Genomic DNA, 23166 nt, shown 5'->3' with positions numbered 1-23166 from the left:
CTTATTCAGATTGGTCCATATAAGGTCGGCGGCCACCCTTTTTGACGAATTTCCAATCGACTTCAATGTTGTGGCGCATCCGCCGCAGAAGCTTAACCGCAATCTCAATCTCTTCCTCCGTTAAGCCCTCCAGCGTTACCTGATCAGAATGAACACCCTCCCTGCGGATGAACTCCCAGGCTTCAAGACCAGCATCTGTCGGATATAACAGCTTATTCTTCTTATTACCCATTGCCGACTGTTTGACGACAAACCCGTCCGCTTCCAGTTTGCTAATGGCTCTAGCCGCAGTGGTCCGATCCACTTTGATTAATTCAGCGAGCTGGTTGGGGATAATACCAGGATTCTCACATATGCGATAAAGATACAAATACTGTCCACGAGACAAGTTTAGATGTTGGAATTCAACGTTGCTGATCGAATCCAGACAGCGGGCAATCATGCCGATTTCACGCAACACTTCTTTTTTTTCAGTCAATGGATTCACTCCTCTATAAAATTGTTGCATTCGCAACATAATTGATGATATAACTGATTTAAATCAGTTTAAATTTTAACCATGATAACACATGGAACAGGTATACGTTCATGCTATCTACCAGTTTACCATGCCATAATAGAATTACTATTGACTAAAGGAGAAACATTCATGAATACAACTATTGTTGAAGCTAATAACCAGGAATTGCTCGACGCCTGCTTCGCCATTCGTACCGCTATTTTTGTTGAAGAGCAAGGGGTGCCGGCTGAGGACGAATTCGATGCTTATGATGCACTGGAGACGGAAGCAAAACATATTCTGCTCTACGTAGACGGCGTTCCCGCTGCCTCTTCCAGGCTGCGTGTGGTCGAAAATGTTGCCAAATTGGAACGGATCTGTGTCATGATCGATTATCGGAAACACGGACTTGGTCGTGTGCTGATCGATAAGCTGGAGCAAATGGCACTCGCTCAAGGACTCGAGAAGGCCAAGTTGCATGCACAGGTACAGGCCTCAGGGTTCTACGAACGTCTCGGATACACGGCAGCCTCGGACGTATTCATGGAAGATGGCATTCCACATCTACTGATGACCAAGAACTTAAAATAAATACCAAAAAGAGCATCCTCAAAGTTCAAGAACAAGACTTTGGGATGCTCTTTTTGGTTTCTAATGAACCCAGCCCGTGCTATTAATGGAGATTCAAGTATTTGGGAGTGTAACGAATCGTACAAACCTTATTTTCTGTTTTTGCAACCTAACTTGCACCTTTTTAATGTGAATTTGACTGAAATAACTTGATTGAAGTTCGTTAGCATTTCTAATTCACGTATTTTGCTCCAATTAGGTGCGAAGAGTTCATTAGATGTAGCGCCACATTGGGAGAGTATTTACTAAGTAAATAAGATGACAAAGAAGCCAGGCGTTAACCTGACTTCTTGGCTTACATCCTTATCCCAAAGCCAGACGACCTGGCTGAGATTCAGCGGCGTTGTTTTTCATCTGTTTACTGCGCAATTGTCCGCAGGCCGCATCGATATCGGTACCATGTTCCATGCGTACAGTTGCGTTAATGTTATTCTTTTTCAATGTATCATAAAAGCCCAGAATGGACTCTTCCGTGCTCCGCTGATACTGACTGTGCTCATCCACCGGATTGTACGGAATCAGGTTGATACTGACCATACTCTTGCGGGTGGACAACAGTTCAGCCAATTCGGCCGCATGTTCCCGCTGATCGTTGACGTCCCGAAGCAAAATATATTCAAACATAATACGCTTGTTCGTCGTAGCCAGGTAATAATCCACCGCGTCCATCAATTGTTCAATCGGGAAGGCCCGGTTGATCTTCATGATCTGTGTCCGCAGTTCGTTGTTCGGTGCGTGCAGGGAGATCGCCAGATTAACCTGCAGACTGCTGTCTGCAAATTCCTTGATCTTGTCAGGCAGCCCACTCGTGGATACGGTGATCCGTTTGGCCGCAAGCGCCAGCCCTTTACGATGCTTGATCACTTCAATGAAATCAGTCATGTTCTGGAAATTGTCAAACGGTTCGCCAATTCCCATCACGACCACGTTAGTTACCCGCTCGCCTTGACCAGCTGCATCAAGATACTGTTGTACGTGCATAATCTGTTCGACAATCTCACCACCGGATAGATCGCGACTTTTCTTGATCAGCCCGCTCGCGCAGAAGCTGCAACCAATATTACATCCCACTTGAGTAGTTACACATACAGTGAGACCGTATTTTTGGCGCATTAAAACCGTTTCAATCAGATTTCCGTCCTGCATACGCAGCAGAAATTTCACCGTGCCGTCAGCAGATTCCTGCTTCACATGTTCACTCAGTGAGTTCATCGTGAAATGCTCGGAAATGACATCCAGACATTCCTGACGCACATCCGTCATCTCTGTAAAATCATGCACTCGCTCCTGATATAACCATTCCCAGATGCGGGAAGCACGGGATTTCTTCTGCCCGTGCTCCGGCAACCAGTCACGTAGTTGCTCTAATGTTAATCCATATATGGATGATTTAATCATGTTATTGTCCTCTTTTCGCAAAAAGCATATGGCTCATCGGTCTATTGAAAAAACCTCTACTCTGTATTGTCCCAAAATTGACGAGGGAACACAAGGGCTTTTGCATTTCTTCCAAGAGGTTTTATCAATGGCAAATCTGCACAGTAACTTATCGCTTCACTCCAATGCCCAACCGTTTAGAAGTGAATAATACCTGAGGTATGCAGCAGAACCAGAAGCACCAGAATTGGCGCTACATAACGCAGCATGAACAGCCATACCCGGAACCAGCCTGCACGCAAGCCGGATGCTTCAGCAGCCTTTTTCCAGAAGTATCCGGCAAAAATAGTAACGAGCAATCCACCAATCGGAAGTAAAATGTTGGACGCCATAAAGTCCATCCAGTCGAACACACTCTTCGAGCCAATCGTCCATTCAGGGAACAATCCGAGCGACAATACCGAAGGAAGCCCAACGATGAAGACGGCAAGTGAGATGGTCCATACCGAGCGACTCCGGCTCCAGGATAGTCTCTCCATGAAATATTTCACCGGAACTTCCAGCAAGGATACAGCCGATGTTAACGCCGCAATCGCCAGAAGCACGAAGAACAACCCGCCAAACACGAAGCCTAGCGGCATAGCCGAGAAGGCTGCCGGCAAAGCCACAAAGATCAGCGATGGACCCTGATCTGGTGCAATCCCGAAGGAGAAGGTCGTTGGGAAAATGATCAGACCTGCAATGAACGCATAAATCAGATCACCCGCACCTACAGCAACGGTCGCTGCACCCAGTGATTGATTTTTATCAACATATGAACCGTATGTCACAAGAATACCCATACCCAGTGATAGGGAGAAGAATGCATGTCCAAGCGCTACCAGCGCAGATTCGGTCGTAAGTTGCGAGAAGTCTGGATTCAGGAAGAAGGAAACTCCCGCACCAGCTCCTGGCAAAGTCACTGCACGAACCATCAGGATAATGAGCAGAACCAGCATCGCTGGAATCAGCACTTTGTTAAACTTCTCGATTCCGTTCGATACCCCTTTGGCTACGATCCAACCTGTAATCAGAACCGAAACCAGTTGCCACACAATCGGCATATAGCCGCCAACAAAGTCACCGAACTGTCCGGCATAATCCGGATTGTTATACAACGTGCCACTAAAAGACGTGATTGCGTACTGCAGCGTCCAGCCTGCAATGATCACATAAAAGGAAAGAATGATAAATGGCGTCAGTACTTGCAGCAATCCAGCCGCAAGCCAACCTTTTTGCCCACCCGCTTTAATAAAGGCCGTAGCCGCGCTTCCTCTGCCGCTGCGACCAATCGCAAGTTCAGCCAGCAATACGGGCAGACCAATCAACAGGAGACAAACGATAAAGAGCAGGAAAAACGCCGCTCCCCCGTTCTCTCCCGTAATATAAGGAAACTTCCACATGTTGCCGAGACCCACTGAACTACCAATGGCAGCCAGAATAAATCCGGCCTGCGAGAAGCGTTCACCTTTGTTGGGTCCGTCTTGATCCAGATTAGGCTTACTAAAATTCATCGTATCTACTCCATCACTTTAAAGTTTTCCCGTAATTATATACTACTCCACGTGTCAGGTCATTCGAAAATCGAAATTTGTCGAAATGTTATTTATTTACAGGTACTTGTGCAATAAATAGGTTGGCCTTTCCTTCTTCATTTAACATAGGAAGCAGCCAGCGACGTGTTGTCCACTGAACTTTCTAATATACAGTATGTGATAAAAAGAAGCATGCCAACCCTGCCCTGTAGATCGGTAATTCCCCAGGTGGCTGGGATCCATATCGTGATTCTGCTCTGGGTTGTGTATGCCATGACCCGTGAAGTTCTAAATGGACGGAAGAAACGTAGCTGAATATGATCTTGTAAGAATAAAAAAAAGAGGTGTTCCAGCAACCACTTACATGGTTACCGAAACACCTCTATTTGGATTAAATTTTAATTTCAAGCAACTCATATTTGATAATGCCCATAGGCGCATTTACATGAATGACACTGCCTACTTCTTTGCCCATCAGTTCTTTACCAAGCGGGCTCTCATACGATATTTTGTTATCAGCAACATCCGCCTCGGCTGGACCAACCAACATGTATTCAATCTTCTCGGCGAATTCAATATCATTAAGCAGAATGGTTGAGCCAATGCTTACTTTGTTCGAGTCGATATTGTCCGAAGTGATGACTCTTGCTTTGGTCAGCATTTTCTCCAGAATCAAAATGCGTGTTTCCATAAAAGCCTGATCATCTTTGGCTGAATGATACTCACTATTTTCCTTCAGGTCACCGTAACTGATCGCGAGTTTCAGACGCGCCGCCAGTTCCTTACGCTTCACCGTCTTTAATTCCCTCAGTTCGTCCTCCAGCTTTTCCAAGCCTTCCTGTGTCAAAATCACTTCATCATTAGCCATTTTTTCCATCTCCTAATCCTGCTTTCTATCTATATTCTAACCTATATCCACTCCAAACGGTTAACATACCAAGAAAAAGAAATAACGCTCCCATTGATGGAAAGATGTGTATGTGTCTTCTTAGACTGTACCGGTACAATTGAAATAAACCAGTGTATTCATTTCATCCGTTCACTTTTACAATGAATTCAGGGCAGCAGTTTATAACACGCTCACTACATGACTCGAGGTGATCTGGATGAATGTTACATTGACTCCAACTGAAATAATGGCCTACCTGAAACGGATAGGCATCCATGATATCAAGGAACCCACACTGGCATTCCTATCTGAAATTCAGCAGGCACATGTGCAGTATCTATCCTGGCAAACGGTCGATATTTTTGCAGGTCGACCTACGGGCATTGATCTTCAAGAATCGGTCCAGCTTATATTGCAAGGCCGCAGTGGTTACTGTTTTCATCTGAATGGCGCTTTCAGCGTTCTGCTTCGCTCTCTGGGATATACGGTGCATTGGCATCGTGCCGGAGTTCAGCCATTCGGAGAGCAGCCACGTGTGAACTCGTTCCATCTCGGTCTTTCCGTCTCTTTGCTAGATGCAGACCCGAATGTGGAACGTTGGATTGTGGACGTCGGTCTGGGCGGCATGCCCTTTGAACCGCTTCCCCTTCGTTATGGAACCTACGGATCAGCCCCGTTTACTTATACATTAATGCCTTCATCCGTTGCCCCTGGCGGATGGCGACTTGAATATGAGCCGAACGGGCCAAGTGAGGGTGTCGACTTCGCTCCCGAAGAGCTTACCAACCTGGAGGAGTTCATTCCCAAGCATGAATTCTACAGCCAGTCAGCCGATTCGCCTTGGCATAACGCATTTTTACTCCGTCAAAGGCATGCTCTCCAAAGCAACGAACTACGTGGATGTATGCTCCGGACGCATGACCGCGATGGTATCCGCAAGAAGGAAATTCAAACCTACACCGAGTGGAGAGACGTATTGGCTGAGAAATTCCATGAACCGTTGGTGAATTACACAGAACTTGAACGCAAAGAAATGTGGGGACGGGTACAGGCTGCACATGAAGAATGGAAAAGAACACAGCAGGTATGAAGCGGCACGGGTAGACCCGATAAACCGATGATTATAAAGGAAAGTGTGCAATCCATGCCGAATACATCGTCAGGTGATAAATGATGATAACGATTCAAGTTCTTCAAGTTCCGGCAGAATTGCCGGAGACATACTGGAACCTTTTTTTGTCTTACGTATCTGAGGAAAGACGAGGACAAGCTGCACGTTTTGTACATCAGGTGGATGCTTATCGCTCTGTACTGGGTGAAGTGTTGACCCGTGTGACGCTGAGCAAGTTAACTAGCCTGAGGCCGGGAGAACTTTCCTTTACACGTAACAAATACGGCAAACCTTCACTCAGTCTCAGTAACGATGCTGATGTTCAATTTAATGTCTCGCACTCTGGCAATTGGATTGCTTTAATCTCTGGCGGTGACGCTGATCTGGGTGTGGATGTGGAAAAAATATCGCCCATCGACATGAAGATTGCCGAGCGCTTCTTCTCTATCACGGAGAGTGGATTCCTGGCTGCTGAGCCCGCCGAAATGCAGCTGGAGACCTTTTACCGTCTATGGACGTTAAAGGAAAGCTACATCAAGGCCGTCGGCATGGGCCTGTCCATGCCACTTGATTCATTCTCCATGATCCGTAATGCTGACGGGAACTGGCACTCGCCAGAAGCAGCCGCATATCCATTCCTCAGCCTTCGACTGGATCACGGGCATATGATAGCTGCTTGTTCCGCAGGAGAAGCTTTACCTTCCCAGCCGAATGTCATCACAATCGAAGAGTTGTATCAGGCATTATTATGAAGGAGGGGTTATAGACCCCTCTTCTTCAATAACAATCATGCTTAAAAATCCCTGGCGAGCCCGCCAGGGATTTTTTCAAAACTTGGAACTATTGTGATTCTTGCGTCAATGATGGCGATTTCTTTTGCCTCCGGAAGAGACCCCGACCGCTGTTTTTCCGTATCGTTGCAGCCGCGTCAGCATCGCTGATTTTCAGGGCAAAGCATAAACCAATCAACAGAAACGCAGCAGCACCCAGTAAAGCCAAACGGTACGCCAGCATATTCGGCTCCATCGCTCCAGCCGCAGTAACCGTCGTTGTACCTACGCCAGCCAGAACAGCAGACAATAAAGCCATTCCAATGGCGGAGCCCAGCCGATTTTGCACCGTGAACCAGGTGGAGGCTCGTCCCATTGAAGGAGGCGGTATTCGGGCAAAAGAAGCAATCTGTACCGCGCCTACCGTCTGCCCCAGGAAGATCCCCACGCCGAACAATAATGAACGAATGAACCACGGATTCGTATCCACTGTAATCTGACTAAGCGTAATGAAAATCACAGCCGTGCAGATCAAACCCATGGATATCAGCTTACGCGGACCCAGTCGCGGATATGTCCAGGGCACAAGCTGCGAAGCGATCATAAGTCCCAGAGCTTCAGGGAATGTGGTTAGTCCTGTCTCCAGCGCAGAGGCGTTTAGCACGTTTTGATACATCAGTGGAAATACATACAACATGCCCAGCAGACCCGCTGCTCCACATACGGACACCAGACCGGAATAGCGGAATAAACGGTCTTTCATCAAACGTAGATCAAGCAAAGGCTGCTTCGCGCGCAGTTCGGCAACCACGAGCAACGTGAGCAGTATGATTCCCGTCAGACCAGCTCCAATAATAAGAGGGGAAGTCCACCCTCGCAGCGGACCCTGACTAAGAGCGTACATCGTCAGAGCGAGCCCTGGAGCAGATAATAACCACCCCGGTACATCCAGTGGACCGGCTCCCTGTTCTTTGTGTTCCTTCAGATAAATCATTCCGAAGATTACCGCTGGAATGCCTACGGGTAGATTCACATAGAAGATCCATCGCCAAGAGAGCTGGTCCACAATCAATCCGCTCACAATCGGCCCTAGGGCCGGGGCCAGCGCGATGGGCAGTACGAGCATTCGAGATACCTTGGCCCGTTCCTGGGGAGGAAAGGTTCGAAACAGCATCGCCATCCCTACAGGAGTAAGCAGACCACCCCCTGCACCCTGCAAAATGCGAAAGAACGTCAGCGTACTTAATTGATCGGCCGTCGCACACAATGCAGAGGATACCGTAAACAGTGCCAGTGCCGATAAGAAAACTCGTTTCGTTCCCCATCGATCACCAAGCCACCCGGCGACAGGCAGGAATACAGCCAAACTCACCAAATACCCCACATTCAAGGTACCCGAAGCAGCCGGGGGAACCCCCAGCTCCTCACTAATGGTTCGTAATGCTACGTTCAAGACCGTTCCATCCATAGCCACCATAAACATCGCTAACACATAGACGATGCTGACAATGACCTTGGGATTCAGACCGAATTTCATCTGCTAGCCTCATGAACGGCTCCAGGCATACCGATTTCATCACAGAGACTTAACGGTTTCAGATCTGTCCATTGCTCGGCGATGAAATCGAGACACACCCGGCGCTTGGCCTTGCCAAGCATCACGGTCCAACCTGCGGGTACTTCAAGGGATGCAGGCCAGAGGGAGTATTGCCCCTCCTCATTGATTAACACCAGATAATTGCTGTCTTCATATTCAAATGGGTTGCTCATCGCCTTATCCTCCTATTTATGTTGAATTTCGCGCTTGTTCAGCTCTTCCAGCTTGGCGGCCAGTGTTCGGCAGATTTCCTCCAGCGGTCCAGGCTGACAGAGGTCTTTGTGACGGCAAGCGATATCATGACGTTCCAATTGGCCCCCGATATACGCATTCCACATTTCCGGTTCAATCGGGTCAAACCAGTCCGGAATAATGGTGGAACGGAAGAAGATCAGATCCCCCTCGAATCGGGATGGCGTATAGGCCCCCAAGATCCGTACGGAATTTTCATAGGTCTTCCGCAGCTTCATGATCGTATCTTCGTCCAAACTTGCCAGTGCACTGCCCTCACTGCGCAATATGCGCATAGCCGTTGCCATATCCAGCGGCCCATCCCCAATGCTGTCCGGATCATAACCACCCAGTGCAAGCAATGCCGTTAAGGCTTCTTCCTCATCCGGTTCTCCGCGAATCGGCAGATAGTGGCTCGGATACGCATCCAGCATGGCGAGAAACTCCACTTCTTCCCCTTCCGATTGCAGTTGTACCGCCATAGCCTGGGCTACGTTACCTCCGAGAGACCAGCCCAGCAGACGGTAAGGTCCCTCAGGCTGTACCGAGCGGATATGGCGGATGTAGTCTGCTGTCATATCTTCCAGTGTAGACGGAAGTTCCTCGTGCTCAGCAATTCCTCTGGCCTGTAACCCATAGAGCGGAAATTCCATGCCCAGATGTTTCATCAGCCCGGCATAACACCAGCTAAGTCCTCCTGCAGGATGGACACAGAATATAGGCAGATGCTCCCCATGCGTTCTGAGCGGCAACAGCACATGAAGCGAGCTTTTTCCGGAATCCGAATCCATCTCCAGTCGCTCCGCTAGTCCCGCTACGGTAGCTGTTTCGAACAAAATGCCGATGCCCGGCTCCCTTCCCATCGCTTCACGAATGCGGCTCATCAAGCGAACAGCCAGTAACGAATGGCCACCCAGCTCGAAGAAACTGTCATCAATACTCACACTCCGCATGCCCAATACTTCGGCAAACAAATCACAGAGGATCTCCTCCTGCGGGTTGCGAGGCGCTCTGCCACCTGTCGTTAATTGCATTTCCGGTGCGGGCAGTGCCTTGCGATCGAGCTTTCCATTAGCTGTAAGCGGCAGGCTCTCCATCGCTACAACCGCAGATGGAACCATATAATCCGGAAGGCTGGCAGACGCATGACGACGCAAGGCAGTCGATTCCGGTATCGTCCCTGTGTCCGAAGCCGGAACGATATAAGCTACAAGACGTTTATCCCCCGGCTGGTCCTCACGGACAATTACAGCAGCCTGTGCCACGCTTGAATGCCTTGCCAGCACCGCTTCAATCTCGCCAAGCTCAATGCGGAATCCCCGTATTTTCACCTGCTGATCCGCCCGCCCCAAATAATCAAGCGAGCCATCATGCAGACGCTTCGCCAGATCTCCTGTCCGGTACATACGTGTGCCTGGTGGACCGTATGGATCAGCAACGAATCGCTCAGCTGTAAGATCAGGTCGTTTCCAATAACCACGAGCCAGACCCGCTCCGGCTACATACATCTCTCCGGTTACTCCTGTTGGTACAGGCTCAAGCTGATCATCCAACACATATACCCGAAGATCCGGTATGGCGCATCCAATCCAGCTGCTCGCGCCTTCCGTAGAACTGCCTGCATGCAGTTCCTGGTAGCTGACATGAACCGTCGTCTCAGTGATGCCATACATATTAATGAGTCTTGGCGCATCATCAGCATGACGTTCATACCAATCATCCAAGCGCCCAAGCTCCAGTGCCTCACCTCCAAAAATGACATAACGGAGTGCAAGCTGCTGTCCCCAGGCCGGATTTTCCCTGTCAGCCTGCATGAGTTGGTAGAATGCGGATGGCGTCTGGTTCAATACGGTCACCTTTTGCTCAGCAAGCAACTGCAGGAACGCTCCAGGTGAACGGCTAATCTCATGAGGAACAACGACTAATCGCCCTCCATGCAGCAGCGGTCCCCAGATTTCCCATACGGAGAAGTCAAATGCATAGGAGTGGAACAAGGTCCATACATCACTCGCGTCAAAATGGAACCAGTGCTGCGTGGCATCCAATAAACGGATGACATTGGCATGCGGAATAACGACCCCTTTAGGCTTGCCTGTCGAACCCGAGGTATAGATCATGTAAGCCGGGTTCAGAGGTGTTACACGCCCATTGCGTTCACTATCCGCAGGGTTTCGATCATCCAGCATCTCCAATTGCTGCAAAGTATGCAAATCGTCCATATTAATACACTGAATTTCTGCCACCTGCGGAAGCAAGGTGTATACCTCTGTACTCGTTACCATTACTTTCGGTGCTGCATCTGTCAGCATATGTGTCAACCGATCTGCCGGATAATTGGGGTCAAGTGGTAGATAAGCGGCTCCTGCTTTTAGCACAGCGAGAATGCCCACAACCATTTCAACGGAACGAGGCAAGGCTAGCGCAACCATTTGTTCCGGTGCCACGCCTTGAGCGATCAGTAATCTGGCAAGCTGATTGGCTCTTGCATTCAGCTCCCTGTAATTCAAGGTGATATCCTCACAGGTCATGGCAGTCGCTTCCGGATGAGCAGCTGCTTGTATCTCAAAGCGCTCGGCTATGGTCAGTTGTGCATCCTCACTCAGCGTAAAGGACCATTCTTTTTCAAGCTGGGCCTGCTCTGTTGGGGTCACGACATGAAATCTGCTGATTCGCTCATCCAACTGCTGCACTGCATCTTCAAGCACCTGCATCAATCGGACCACAAGTTCACCTGCAGTAGACTCCCGGAAGAGATCTGCACTATATTCCAGCACACCTTCAATTCCGCCTGGAGATCCATTATGCTCACGCTGCTCTGTCAGCTCAAGGGTTAGATCAAATTTGGATGAACCCACACCATGCATGCAGGTTTCCGCCGCAATACCCGGTAGATCAAGACGAATATCCGGTGTATTTTGCAGCACAAGCATCACTTGGAACAGCGGATGTTTGGAACGCGACCGAGGCGGATTTAATACTTCAACCAACCGTTCAAAGGGCAGATTCTGATGTTCATATGCAGCCAGATCGACTTCCCGCACACGAGCCAGCAGCTCACGGAATGTTGGATCACCTGAAGTATCTGTACGCAGCACAAGGGTGTTAATGAACATACCTACGACTTCATCCAGCGCATCATCGCTCCGTCCGGCAATCGGTGTTCCTATCGCAATATCCGTTCCTGCACCCATTCGGGTAAGCAGCAAGGACAGTGCCGAGTGCAGCACCATGAACAGGCTGACTTTATTCTCACGTGCGATGATCATTAATTGCTCATGCAAACGTTGACTGATCGTAAAAGGCACTGACCCACCGCGATAACTGGACACGACTGGACGTGCGTAATCCGTAGGGAATGTAACCTGCTCCGGTAAATGGGCCAGCTGGTTGCTCCAGAATTCCATCTGTCTTGCAATCAGACTGTCCTGCTGTTTCTCATTCCCTAGCAATCTCTCCTGCCACACCGCATAGTCGGCATATTGAATGCGCAGCGGCTCCCAGGCAGGTGAAGAACCCCGCAAGCGTGATGCATAAGCCACCGACAGATCGCGGATGAGCGGTGACAATGACCATCCATCCCCGGCAATATGATGCAGCAGCAACAACAGCACATGCTCATCAGCGCCGATTCTGAACAACTCGGCACGAATGCCTGGTTCAGTGGAAAGCTGGAAACTGTAGCGTGACGCTTCTGTCAGAAGCTCGGGAAGCTCCTGCTCCGTAGCAGCGGTTATATTCAATTTCACTTTGACGTCAGCAGCATTCAGAATATGCTGGCTCGCAGAACCCATTTCAGGCGGATACAACGTTCGTAATGTCTCATGACGGTCTACAATATCCTGCAGGGCGTTCTCCAGAGCATCCGTATCCAGCTTCCCGGCCAACCGGGCAACCAGCGGAATGTTATACGTCGGATTGGCGCCTTCCAGACAATACATGAACCACAACCTCCGCTGGGCAAAGGAGAGCGGAAGCTCCCCCTGACGTGAAACAGGCTGAATAACAGGTCTCACCGATTTCGCCTGATCCAATCGTTTGGCTAGGCCTGCTGCGGTTGGAGCTTCAAATACATTGCCGATCGTTAGATCTGCACCGAATACATCACGGATACGTGCTGTAATTCGTCCAGCCAGCAGGGAGTGCCCACCCAGTTCAAAGAAATCATCGTCAATGCCCACACGACCAACACCAAGAATCTCAGCGAACAGACTGCATAGAATTTCTTCTTGTGGCGTGCGCGCCTCCCGTCCATTGGCATTGGACAGCAAAGTAGGCACAGGAAGCTGTTTGCGATCGATCTTTTTATTCGGTGTCAACGGCATCTCAGGCAGTAGTGTGAATGCAGCAGGCACCATATAATCCGGCAACGCATCCGCCACGTAAGCTCTTAGTTCTGCCAGATCCATACGATTCTCGAGTTCAGACTCACCCACTACGTACGCTGCCAATCGCTGGTTTCCCGGTTGGTCTTCGCGAGCCATGACCGTGACCTGAGCTACGCCAGGATACCTGGAGATTACCGATTCAATCTCGCCCAGTTCTATCCGGAAACCTCTAATTTTGATCTGATGATCTGCACGACCCAAATAATCGATAGAACCATCCGGCAGCCATTTCGCCAAATCTCCTGTACGGTACATCCGACTGCCTGGCTGACCGAAGGGATTGGCTACAAAGCGTTCTGCAGTCAGATCAGGCCTGCCCAAATACCCGCGCGCAAGCCCTTCGCCTGCGATATAGAGTTCCCCTACTACACCCGAGGGTACTGGCTTTAAGCCTTGATCCAGCACATATAGCTGCGTGTTGCGAACCGGACCACCAATCGACGGTTTCCCCATTTCCCCTGTGTCGAACGAGGCAGCTGTGGAATAAATGGTTGTCTCGGTTGGGCCGTACTGGTTATTGACGTGACACCCCAGTTCCTGCAAAGAAAGCTTCAGTTCCTCCGTCAGCGCCTCTCCTCCAGTAATCAAGGTTAGCCCATCGAATCGCCCTGGCCGGCTCGTCACCAAAGACTGCCATAACGTAGGCGTAGCCTGCATGATGGTGGTTCCCAGCTCTCTCATCTTCCCAGCCAGAGCTACCGGATCAAGAATCGTCTCTTTGTGTGCAATATCCAGCCGGGCACCCGTCGTAAGCGGCAGAAATACTTCCAGTACGGATATGTCAAAAGCAATCGTAGTCACCGACAGCCAGTGGTCCTGCGGACCAACCTGTAGTCTCGTCTTCATATCCTCAAGCAGATTCGCCAGCCCCAGATGGGTTACGGCTACGCCCTTGGGCTTACCTGTGGAGCCTGAAGTGTAGATAATATACGAAGGATTGTGCAGAGAAGCTGTACTTGTCAGATCTTCACCTTCGGGATTACTTCCAGGACGGCGACTCACTGCCGTAGCAGTATTCGGTTCATCCATGACCATCATCGGTACACTGGATATTGTCGGCAGACTGGAAACATGGTCCATCATCGTCACCACACAAGCAGGCTTGGCATCATCCAACATGTAGATCAGACGCTCTTCGGGATAGTCAGGGTCAAGCGGCAGATAGGCGGCCCCCGTTTTGTGGACAGCCACAATGGCGATGACCACTTCGAGCGAACGAGGCAGAGCAATGGCCACCCGCTGTTCCGGTCCTGCCTGATATCGTTGTATCAATTCATGAGCCAACTGATTCGCTCGTTCATTCAACTCCGCATATGTCAGGGACTCCCCTTCGAATGTCAGCGCCGTTGCAGAAGGTGTGCGGCGGACCTGCTGTTCAAACAGTGCTGCTGAATTGCTATCGGCAGTCACCCCTCCCGTTCCATTCCATGTCACCAATACTTGTTCACGTTCGGCAGGGAGCAGCAATTCCAGTCGTCCCACCGTCTCCGTCTCCATGCCTTCCTGCATTACCAAGTTCAGCAGCTGCATATAACGAAGCTGATGGTTCTGCAGTTCGGAATCATTGTAGATAGACGGATTCGCATCAAAATCAATACTCAGCCCATGACCATGCCCTTGGTCCACCACATGAATGGACAGATCGTCTACCGGGCCCGTGGACAGGTTGTGAATCATGCCGCGCTGCCCTGCAAAGTTTAATTCATGGTGGAATGGCATGACATTAATCATGGGTCCGAACAGGCGACGATTCTCTCCAAGCAGCTTCAGATCACGCCGCAGATCCTGGTGCCGATAGCGTTGATGCTTTCGTACCGCCCGAATCTCCTGCATAACCTGTTTCAGCAACTCTGACACGGTCAGATCCGACTCTACGTTGAGACGCAGCGGAAGCACATTCATGACCATACCCGGAACCCGCAGGGAAGTTGATCCCAATCGGCACATCACGGGCAGGGCCAGCACAACATCGGTCGCCCCTGTCATTCGGTGAACGTAAATGGCCGTTGCCGCTACAAACAAATCCGGCCAGGTCACACCGAACCTTGCCGCTGCCGCCTGCATTTGCTCGCGCTGCGGTTGTGTAAACAGGCCACTCTGTCTCAGGAAGTAGGTAGAGGTTCGCGGAGCACGTTCCCCCAGACTGACAACATCCGGTTCGTCTGCATACCGATCCATCCAGAACTGACGATCCTGCACTTTGTCCACTGATCCAAGATAAGCCTCGTCTTCCTGAAGAACGGCCATCCATGAGCCAAACGACGCCCCCTGCTGGACTTGATCTACACCTTCTCCTCTTACCCTTGCAGAGTATAGGCTCGCCACCCTGCGGGTAATCAGCGAAACGCCGTATCCGTCAATCGCGATATGATGGATGCGTTGGTACCAGTAATAACAATCATGGCTCACCTGGAACAATGCCTCCGTGAAGAGTGGACCTGTCGCCAGATTGACGGGATTGGCCAGATCCTTTTTCATCCAGTTTAGTGCTGCTGTGTGGGGCTCCGATTCCTCCCTCACGTCGATGACATGAAATGTCCAATGATTCGGGTTTCTGTTCAACGACTGCCATGGACCTTGTTCATTTTCGCCATAAACCATATTCAGCGACTCTGCTTCCGAAACGGTCTGTCGCACACTTTCTTCGAAGCGTCCTTTGTCTACTCTACCCTCGATGATCACATACTCGGCGGTATTGTACATCGGATTGTCCGGATTCAACTGCTGAGCGAACCAGATGCCGGACTGTGCAGAGGACAGGGGCCAAGCCGTGTCCCGACTGTGCGACGTATGCACGGCCCCGCTCAAAAGTAGTCTCCGTTCGGGAGCACCTTATTTTTGGCCTTATCCAGCAATGCTGCCCATGCAGCCAATGTAGGCAGCTCCGCCAGATCCACGAACGTTACCCCCGCTCCTTCCACTCGAAAGCGCTCAGCCAGACTCATAATACGAATGGAATCCAGTCCCCACATCTGAATCAGATCATCGTGCTCTCCAATGTTGCCAGGCTGCTCCTGGAGCATCTCTCCGACCTGATTTCTCAATACTTCCAACGTGACTTGTTCAACGCCATGACTTCCGTCCTGAATTGGCTCTGCTGCGGATGCCGTTTGCTGCTCAGCCTCCGATACAGCCACCTGAGCAGATGCAGCATAGGAGCGCTCCCCTTGCTCACCCACTTCGGATTTCAGTGCTCCTTCATTTCCGTCAGCGGCAGAATCATTTAGCGATTCAAGTAAACGTCCGGTTGTCAGTGTTACCGCGCACCTTTCTGCTGCATACGTCAGGGCCATGCGATGTTTTTCCGCCGAGAAATCAGCTACTGCATCCGCAACCAGGAACGCCTGAATGTCTCTCATAAAAGCTTCACAAGAGGTCATCAGACATCCGATATGAGCATAAATACCGCAAACGATTAGTTGATCGCGGCCATCCCTTTGCATTAGTTCAAACAGGTCTGTTTTCTGGAAGGCGCTATATCGCCATTTGGTCATGAACGTATCTTGCGGAGCGGGTGCGAGCGCATCAATAATTTCTTTTTGCACAGGTCCTCCATCTATTCCCGCACCCCAAAAGTCCAGCTGTAACCCGCGCTGCTCCGGAGTCTGTCCGCCCGGTTGTGCGGAGTAGACCACCGGAATGCCCAGCTCATGACACTTTGAACGAAGTTGTGAAATATGATCGATCAGCTCCACAACAGGGGATTGTCCTGCCGTAAAGGCGTTCATAAAATATTGCTGCATATCATGGATCAGGAGTACCGAGCGCTTCGTATCCGGTGTCCATGTTACCTTGTTAACAGGAAGCTCCGACTCTACAGGCATTGCATAGGGTTGAATCTTTGGAAGTGCCATGAATATCCCTCTTTTCAGCTTTATTTATCACAATCATGTTCATCACTGCGCTACAGTGTACAGTGGCTATCTATCAGTCGTTACAATCAGGAGATGGGCTGTTTAGCCGTAATCATCTCACGCAACGCTTTTTTGCTTACTTTGCCAACTTGAGTTTTGGGAAAAGACTGCACAAACTCAATCCGATCCGGTATTTTATAGCTCGCCAGGCCCCGGTTACGCAGAAAAGATTTCACTTCGGCAGCTGACGGAGCTTCACCGCTCGGCACGATAAATGCACAGGAGCGCTCGCCCAGATATTCATCCGGCATGGATACTAATGCCGCATCATGTACGGCAGGATGGGCCAGCAGATGATTTTCCACTTCCTCGGCAGCCACTTTGTCGCCGCCACGGTTGATTTGATCCTTCGCCCGTCCTTCCACAACGAGATATCCATCAGCCGTAAGACTGGCAATATCTCCGGTACGATAGAAACCGTCCGTGGTAAACGATCTGGCATTATGTTCGTCAGCCTTGTAGTAACCTCGAATCGTATAAGGCCCTCTTGTCAGTAAATGCCCCGATTGTCCTTGTCCCACTTCCATGTCCTCGTCATCCACAATTCGTACTTCATCATACGGAGACATCGGCTTGCCCTGAGTGTTAACAATCACATGCAACGGATCATCCAGACGGGTGTAGTTCACCAGCCCCTCCGCCATGCCGAACACTTGCTGTAAGGTGCAGCCTAGGACGGGTTGGACACGTGCAGCCACCTCGGCGCTGAATTTGGCTCCACCAACCTGAAGCACCTCAAGTGAAGGAAGTTTAATCCCCCGGGTAGCCGCCGCATTCAACCATATGAGTGCAAGTGGTGGTACAAGAGCCGTTATGGTCACCTTATGGCGCATAATGAGTGGAAAAGCTTCATCCGGGCTGGACCCGCGTGACAGTACAATGGTTCCACCCGCATACAGCGTACCCAGAAAGCCGGGTGAGCTCATGGGATAGTTATGTGCTATAGGCAGAACGGCCAGGTAGACACTATCTGGGGTAAGTCCGCAGACTTCCACACTTCTCCGCAAACTGTAGATGTAGTCATCATGAGTGCGGGGAATCATTTTGGACAGCCCGGTACTTCCACCAGACAACTGTAGAAAAGCAACATCCGAAGAAACTGGCTCATCCGGCAGTGTGACTGGTGCTGTATAAACATCCTCCAAAGCCGTAAATCGCCCCGCTTCTCCCGCCACGAATACATGCCGAAGTCCCGGAACCTCTGCCTGAACCTCTTCGGCCAGTGTGCGGTAATCAAACCCTCCATCCTGATCAGGTATCACGTATGCTACGGCCTCAGAGAAACGGGCAAAATACGTAATCTCACTCTTCCGATGTAAGGGAAGTGCATATACAGGCAGTGCACCAATGCGGAATAAGGCAAAACACACCTCGATAAACGCCGTAATATTGGGCAGCTGGATAATAACTCGATCATGCTGTCGTATTCCTTTGGCATATAAGCCAGCGGCCAGACGATCCACCCGATCGTTCAGCTCCGCATAGGTTAATTGTTGTTCACCACTGATAACGGCTACTCGATTGCCATATCGTTCTGCGCGCTTGCGGAGCATTTCTCCAAACGTAATTCCTTCCCAGCAGCCTTCCTGACGATAACGTTCGGCAACTTCCTCAGGCCAGGCCTGAAATCCTGACAGCATCATTCATTCCTCCTTCATACTGGACACAGATGAATCCAAACCCATGGCGAGCAGCATTGTTCCGAATTTGGCTGAGGTCTCTGCCAGCTCTGCTTCGGCTGTAGAACCTGCCACAATACCCGCGCCAGCGAACAGTTTAAGCGTATTCCCTTCCACTTCCGCACATCGGATCGTTACAGCCCACTCGCCGTCACCCTCACTGTCACACCAGCCCACCATGCCGGTGAATAATCCCCGTTCAAACGGTTCCTGTTCTCGGATGGCATCCCGAGCGGCCTGTACAGGCGTTCCACAAATTGCTGGTGTAGGGTGGAGAGCAAACGCAAGTTCCAGTGATGATGTGTTCACATTAGCAAGCTCCCCGTGAATTTCCGTAGATAAGTGCCACATGGTTCGTGTTTGGATCAAGGAGGGTTCTGCCGGGACGGATAGCTGCTTACACAACGGACGCAGCGCTTCCGCCACAGCCTCAATGACTACTGCATGTTCATGGCGATCTTTGGCGGAAGCCAGCAGTGCTTCTGCACGGCGACGGTCCTCAGCCGGATCATCACTCCGGGCAGCAGACCCGGCGAGTGGATTGGCTCTCACTTTGGACCCTTTCCGGGTAACCAGCAATTCGGGACTCGCTCCGATATAAGTCCGATGAGTTTCTTTTTCCGTCTCCACGTCAGCGCGTTTATCCGTTGTTATATTACTTTTTTCTAGAGAGAGTTTCGTCATCGGAACAGCAAATGTATATCCGTGTGTGTTATCCCTGAACAAATTACGGAGTAACTGATGCGTGTTCACCAACGCCTGTGAAGTCACATGAAGTGTACGGGATAACACCACTTTGTGGAGAACGCCTTGATTCAGATCCCTCAAAACGTTGTTTACACTTTGCTGGAATATGGCTCCGGCAGGTTCTTCACGCACCTCACAACCCACTGCGGCCGGGCGTTTTTCCACCACTGCTCTGGAGTCCGGGGATAGGGGTTCAGCCCATTGGATCTTCTCTGGCACGAATAGCTCTGCAGAAGAATGTATCGGATCGAACGGAATGGCGCCGACCACAATCGGTTTCGTTTGGCCCGAGCGTCTTGCCTTTTCCATCAACTGCTCCATCTGGTTAATGAAAAGCTGCGTTTCTTCATTCCGCTTTTGTTCATTAACATTAACCGCGCCCATGAAATCAGTTGTATTCTCTTCCGATACCTCCATGGCAGACCATCGAATCTGCCCCCCTTGAGCTAACAGGGTATGTTGCGGTGAAGACCAGAAAAAGGACGTCCCCTCCCGATATTGTTCCAGAAGGTGTAAGGCGGAAGTTGCAGCAACCGTACCCGCTTTTGACATGATTATCATCTCCTTATCTTGATTCAGGCACCTAGCGTGGCGCCTCCGTCCACACACAAGTTATGCATCGTAATATGTCTAGCCTGATCCGATACCAAAAAAAGCACACTATCCGCTATATCCGATGGTAACGCCAGCCTGTTCAGTGGTATGCCCAGTCGGTATGCTTGCTGGGAACCGGCGATAACGGCCTGTGCTCCCTGCTCATCTGCCCACAATGCACGCTGCATATCGGTATCCGTCGAACCTGGAGATACAATGTTACAGCGGATATGGTCTGAGGCGTATTCAAGCGCCAAACATTTGGTGAACATGGTTGAAGCCGCTTTGGAGGCCACGTAGGCAGACATGTGCATCCGGGGCACGCCAGAAGCATTTGAACCGACAGTAACAATCGCCCCTGATTGACGTTCGGCCATGTAACGCACCACAGCACGTGACATGTAAAATACACCATGTGTATTCACGTCAAAAGTTCTTGTCCACTCTTCATCACGGAGCTCACTCACAGCCCCCGTGTATAGTACTCCCGCTGCATTCACCAGAATGCCAATCGGACCTAATGTCTCCTCAATACGCTGGATTGCATCTTCAACGGATTGATGATTAGATATGTCCACAGGAAAGGCTGTTGCCTGATGACCCTGACTATGCAGATCTGTGACCAGTTGATTCAACTGATCCTCTCGTATATCGACAGCTGCAACAATAGCGCCTTGCTCGGCAAGCAATCTCGCCACGGCTTCACCAATGCCTTGTGCAGCACCGGTGACTACGGCTACTTTTCCATCAATTCCTGTGTAACTCACTCCTGTTCCTCCCTTGCATCACTGCTCCCTCTCCTGTTTGGAGAGATATGTTATCCTGCTGAATCTGATTGGATCATCCGTAAATCCATAACATTTCACTCCACTTGCCTTTCGCCCAATCTCCCATACCGATACCTCTAATTGAGAAATACTGTCGCCTCTTCCCTTCTACGACTCCGGGCTGCAGGCAAAACGAATCGCACGACTAATCAGAAATGGCAATACGGATACATGGTTTTCTTCTTCAAACTCGGTATATTTAATGTCCAGACCCGGCTGATTCAGCGCAGATAACCGTTCTGTAAGACTCGAAGCTTTATCATTGTTGCGGGCAGGATGCGTCTTCTCCTGTTCACCCATGCCAATCCACACATTGACGTTCACGGGATGCTCTTCCAGCCGTGCGACAAATTCCTGTTCCTCCGCCAGCATGACGTTCTGGTTCCAGTGAAGGGAAGGGCTACCCGCAATGTAATAGCGAAAAGCTTCTGGTTTCTTGAACAGCGTATGCAATACGAACAATCCACCAAGGGAATGGCCAAAAATAGCCTGTCTGCTCCGGTCAATCCGATACTGCTGTTCCATATCCGGCTTCAGCTCTTCTTCGATAAACTGCAAGAATTCATCGGCTCCACCCTGTTTCGGTAAAGGTGTTCCGTCCGAATTCTGGGTATATTCCGTTGTGGCCTGCGGGGTAAAGTCATAGTAACGGTGCGGCGAAAAAGGGCCCGCCGTTGGATACCCAATGCCAACAACAATGGCCGGAAGTGCTCCTGTCTTCTCCGGTCTGCGGCCCTGTACACGAACAGCTTCGACCATCGTGCCAAACACCGAGTTGGCATCCAGCAGATAGATCACCGGATACCCCGAAGGCGGTGGCGCTTCTGCCGGTTGGAATACCATGATCTGATAGGCATGATTGCCGTGGCGTGATTTCATCGTCCATTGTTCGGCGCGTGGAATCTGTACGGTACTGCGTGCGATATGTTCAAGGGTGCCAGATGCGGGTTGATTGGGCTGAAACGTCATTACGGATGGTTCCTCCTCGTTGTTCTGCGTATATAAGTTGAATACTGAACTACACATGTTTTATATGAGATTGATTCTCATTACCAATTATAAAAGAGTAAATCCGGCTGTCCCATGGACGATATCCAGAAATGATTTTGATTATCTCCATATTCCCACATTTCTGTAACTGACTTGGTTACCCCAAAATAAAAAAACTCCCTCACGGAATACCTGAAACGCTGGAATTTGTCCGGTTTCTGGCACTCCGCAGGGAGCTACATTTCTCATATTGTGATCAATACATCAATAGATTGCCTCTATTATTGCGTTAACGCCTTCAACGTGTCGTCAATGACATGACCGTAAGCAATCAATCCGCCGCCCAGCCACGGAGCTGGCTCTACTGCGTACACATGTCCAGCTTTAACGGCTGGCATGCTGTTCCATACTTTTGTATCTGTCATTTCCTTCATGCTCCCCGGACCCTGTTCCACCGTGAAAATAAAGTCGGCATCAATCTCAGGCAACACCTCGGTCGATACCGTTGCGCTGTTCTCCGTTTGTACCAGTGTTGGTTTGCCAAGTCCCAATTGCTGATATACCACGTAACCACTAAAGTAGTTACCACCCATCATACTGATCCCACGAGGTGCAAAACGAATGATCGCTGCTTTCTTGCCCTCGGTAACTTTGGCGAGCTTGGCCTTAGCATCGTCTACCTTCGCATGATACGTTGCAATGGCTTTTTCGGCCTCAGCCGTTTTGCCCAGCAGATCACCAATTACCTGCAAAGACTTCTCGACATCACCCGAAGCATTCGTAAATACGTAGGTTGGTGCAATTTTCGAATAACTCTCATATACACCGTTCTCGGCATATTGGGCCGTGTGTAGAATAATAAAATCCGGATTGTACGCCATTAGTGCTTCAGGAGAAGGCAAACCACTGGAGAAATCCAGTGTTGGAACTCCGCTCAACTGGTCCTTAAGGTAAACATGACCTTGCGTACCACTCGCCCATTGAGCTACCGGTTTGACACCCAGTGTCAGCAGAGAGTCTTCCAGATAAGGTGCAAAAACACGCTCCGTATGCTCAGGAACAATAACATCATGTCCCAGATCGTCTTTGACAGTTCGTTCTCCTTTGGTTTCTTCCGTGTTCTCTTCGGTTACAGCAGTCCCTGATGAGGCCGTGGTCGAAGCCTCCGTCGTTGGCTGCTCTTTCTGTGCTTCCCCCTCATTTTCTGATTTTGAGCCACAGGCAGATAGCAAACCCGTAATCAATACCAGTACGAGCAAGGCCGAGAATCCGGCACTACGAAATGGACGAACGGAACGGTGTCCGTTACCTTTTTTCTGTTGAAACATGACATATCCCCCTTGATAAACATT

16 protein-coding genes are annotated in these 23166 nt (G+C 50.1%); 3 read left to right on the top strand and 13 right to left on the bottom strand.

The window, feature by feature from the left end; genetic code table 11:
- Position 1: 1 nt before the first annotated feature.
- Positions 2-508 (bottom strand): MarR family winged helix-turn-helix transcriptional regulator, encoded by a 507-nt coding sequence (locus CS562_RS19090; RefSeq protein ID WP_064641639.1) that lies wholly within the window; start codon positions 506-508, stop codon positions 2-4.
- 141 nt (positions 509-649) lie between these two features.
- On the opposite strand from CS562_RS19090, the gene CS562_RS19085 reads away from it, so the two are divergent.
- Complete coding sequence (locus CS562_RS19085) at positions 650-1090, top strand: GNAT family N-acetyltransferase (RefSeq protein WP_076287315.1); 441 nt, start codon at positions 650-652, stop codon at positions 1088-1090.
- A 342-nt stretch (positions 1091-1432) separates the two neighbouring features.
- On the opposite strand, the gene rlmN is transcribed toward CS562_RS19085, so the two are convergent.
- The 3 genes from rlmN to greA form a co-directional block, all read right to left on the bottom strand.
- Entirely contained in the window at positions 1433-2527 is a 1095-nt protein-coding gene (gene rlmN / locus CS562_RS19080) for a dual-specificity RNA methyltransferase RlmN (RefSeq protein ID WP_099857923.1), read from the bottom strand.
- A gap of 176 nt (positions 2528-2703) precedes the next feature.
- The gene (locus CS562_RS19075; RefSeq protein WP_076287313.1) at positions 2704-4059 is read right to left on the bottom strand and encodes a sodium-dependent transporter; all 1356 of its coding nucleotides are present in this window, start codon (positions 4057-4059) and stop codon (positions 2704-2706) included.
- A 412-nt stretch (positions 4060-4471) separates the two neighbouring features.
- Complete coding sequence (gene greA / locus CS562_RS19070) at positions 4472-4948, bottom strand: transcription elongation factor GreA (protein ID WP_063565893.1); 477 nt, start codon at positions 4946-4948, stop codon at positions 4472-4474.
- A 238-nt stretch (positions 4949-5186) separates the two neighbouring features.
- Here greA and CS562_RS19065 point away from each other — a divergent pair, with 238 nt between their 5' ends.
- Together CS562_RS19065 and CS562_RS19060 are read left to right on the top strand one after the other, a co-directional pair.
- A complete protein-coding gene (locus CS562_RS19065) occupies positions 5187-6059 on the top strand; it encodes an arylamine N-acetyltransferase family protein (RefSeq protein ID WP_099857922.1) in 873 nt (290 codons plus the stop codon).
- 83 nt (positions 6060-6142) lie between these two features.
- Positions 6143-6832, top strand: coding sequence for a 4'-phosphopantetheinyl transferase family protein (locus tag CS562_RS19060; protein WP_180287182.1), 690 nt, complete (start codon positions 6143-6145; stop codon positions 6830-6832).
- An 88-nt stretch (positions 6833-6920) separates the two neighbouring features.
- On the opposite strand, the gene CS562_RS19055 is transcribed toward CS562_RS19060, so the two are convergent.
- The 9 genes from CS562_RS19055 to CS562_RS19015 form a co-directional block, all read right to left on the bottom strand.
- Positions 6921-8387, bottom strand: coding sequence for an MDR family MFS transporter (locus CS562_RS19055; RefSeq protein ID WP_099857920.1), 1467 nt, complete (start codon positions 8385-8387; stop codon positions 6921-6923).
- Positions 8384-8620 (bottom strand): MbtH family protein, encoded by a 237-nt coding sequence (locus CS562_RS19050; RefSeq protein WP_099857919.1) that lies wholly within the window; start codon positions 8618-8620, stop codon positions 8384-8386. Before CS562_RS19050 ends, CS562_RS19055 begins: the two co-directional genes overlap by 4 nt.
- Positions 8621-8632: 12 nt before the next feature.
- Positions 8633-15871, bottom strand: coding sequence for an amino acid adenylation domain-containing protein (locus CS562_RS19045; protein ID WP_257219543.1), 7239 nt, complete (start codon positions 15869-15871; stop codon positions 8633-8635).
- Entirely contained in the window at positions 15868-16917 is a 1050-nt protein-coding gene (locus CS562_RS19040) for an isochorismatase family protein (RefSeq protein ID WP_099857918.1), read from the bottom strand. The genes CS562_RS19045 and CS562_RS19040 overlap by 4 nt, the downstream gene beginning before the upstream one ends.
- An 86-nt stretch (positions 16918-17003) precedes the next feature.
- On the bottom strand, positions 17004-18617 hold the full coding sequence (locus tag CS562_RS19035) for a (2,3-dihydroxybenzoyl)adenylate synthase (protein WP_099858002.1): 1614 nt from the start codon (positions 18615-18617) through the stop codon (positions 17004-17006).
- 3 nt (positions 18618-18620) lie between these two features.
- Complete coding sequence (gene dhbC, locus CS562_RS19030) at positions 18621-19955, bottom strand: isochorismate synthase DhbC (protein WP_099857917.1); 1335 nt, start codon at positions 19953-19955, stop codon at positions 18621-18623.
- 23 nt (positions 19956-19978) lie between these two features.
- Positions 19979-20764 carry a 2,3-dihydro-2,3-dihydroxybenzoate dehydrogenase gene (locus CS562_RS19025; protein WP_099857916.1) on the bottom strand — a complete coding sequence of 262 codons (786 nt, stop codon included), beginning with the start codon at positions 20762-20764 and terminating at the stop codon, positions 19979-19981.
- A gap of 168 nt (positions 20765-20932) precedes the next feature.
- Positions 20933-21793, bottom strand: a complete 861-nt coding sequence (locus CS562_RS19020; RefSeq protein WP_099857915.1) for an alpha/beta hydrolase — start codon at positions 21791-21793, stop codon at positions 20933-20935.
- A 302-nt stretch (positions 21794-22095) separates the two neighbouring features.
- Positions 22096-23142 (bottom strand): ABC transporter substrate-binding protein, encoded by a 1047-nt coding sequence (locus CS562_RS19015; protein ID WP_099857914.1) that lies wholly within the window; start codon positions 23140-23142, stop codon positions 22096-22098.
- Between the last annotated feature and the right edge of the window lie 24 nt (positions 23143-23166).

The organism is Paenibacillus sp. LK1 (assembly GCF_002750415.1).
GTDB classification, from domain to species: Bacteria; Bacillota; Bacilli; order Paenibacillales; family Paenibacillaceae; genus Paenibacillus; species Paenibacillus taichungensis.
Note: the sequence above shows the minus strand (reverse complement) of the source record. Positions and strands in the feature narration are given on the sequence as shown.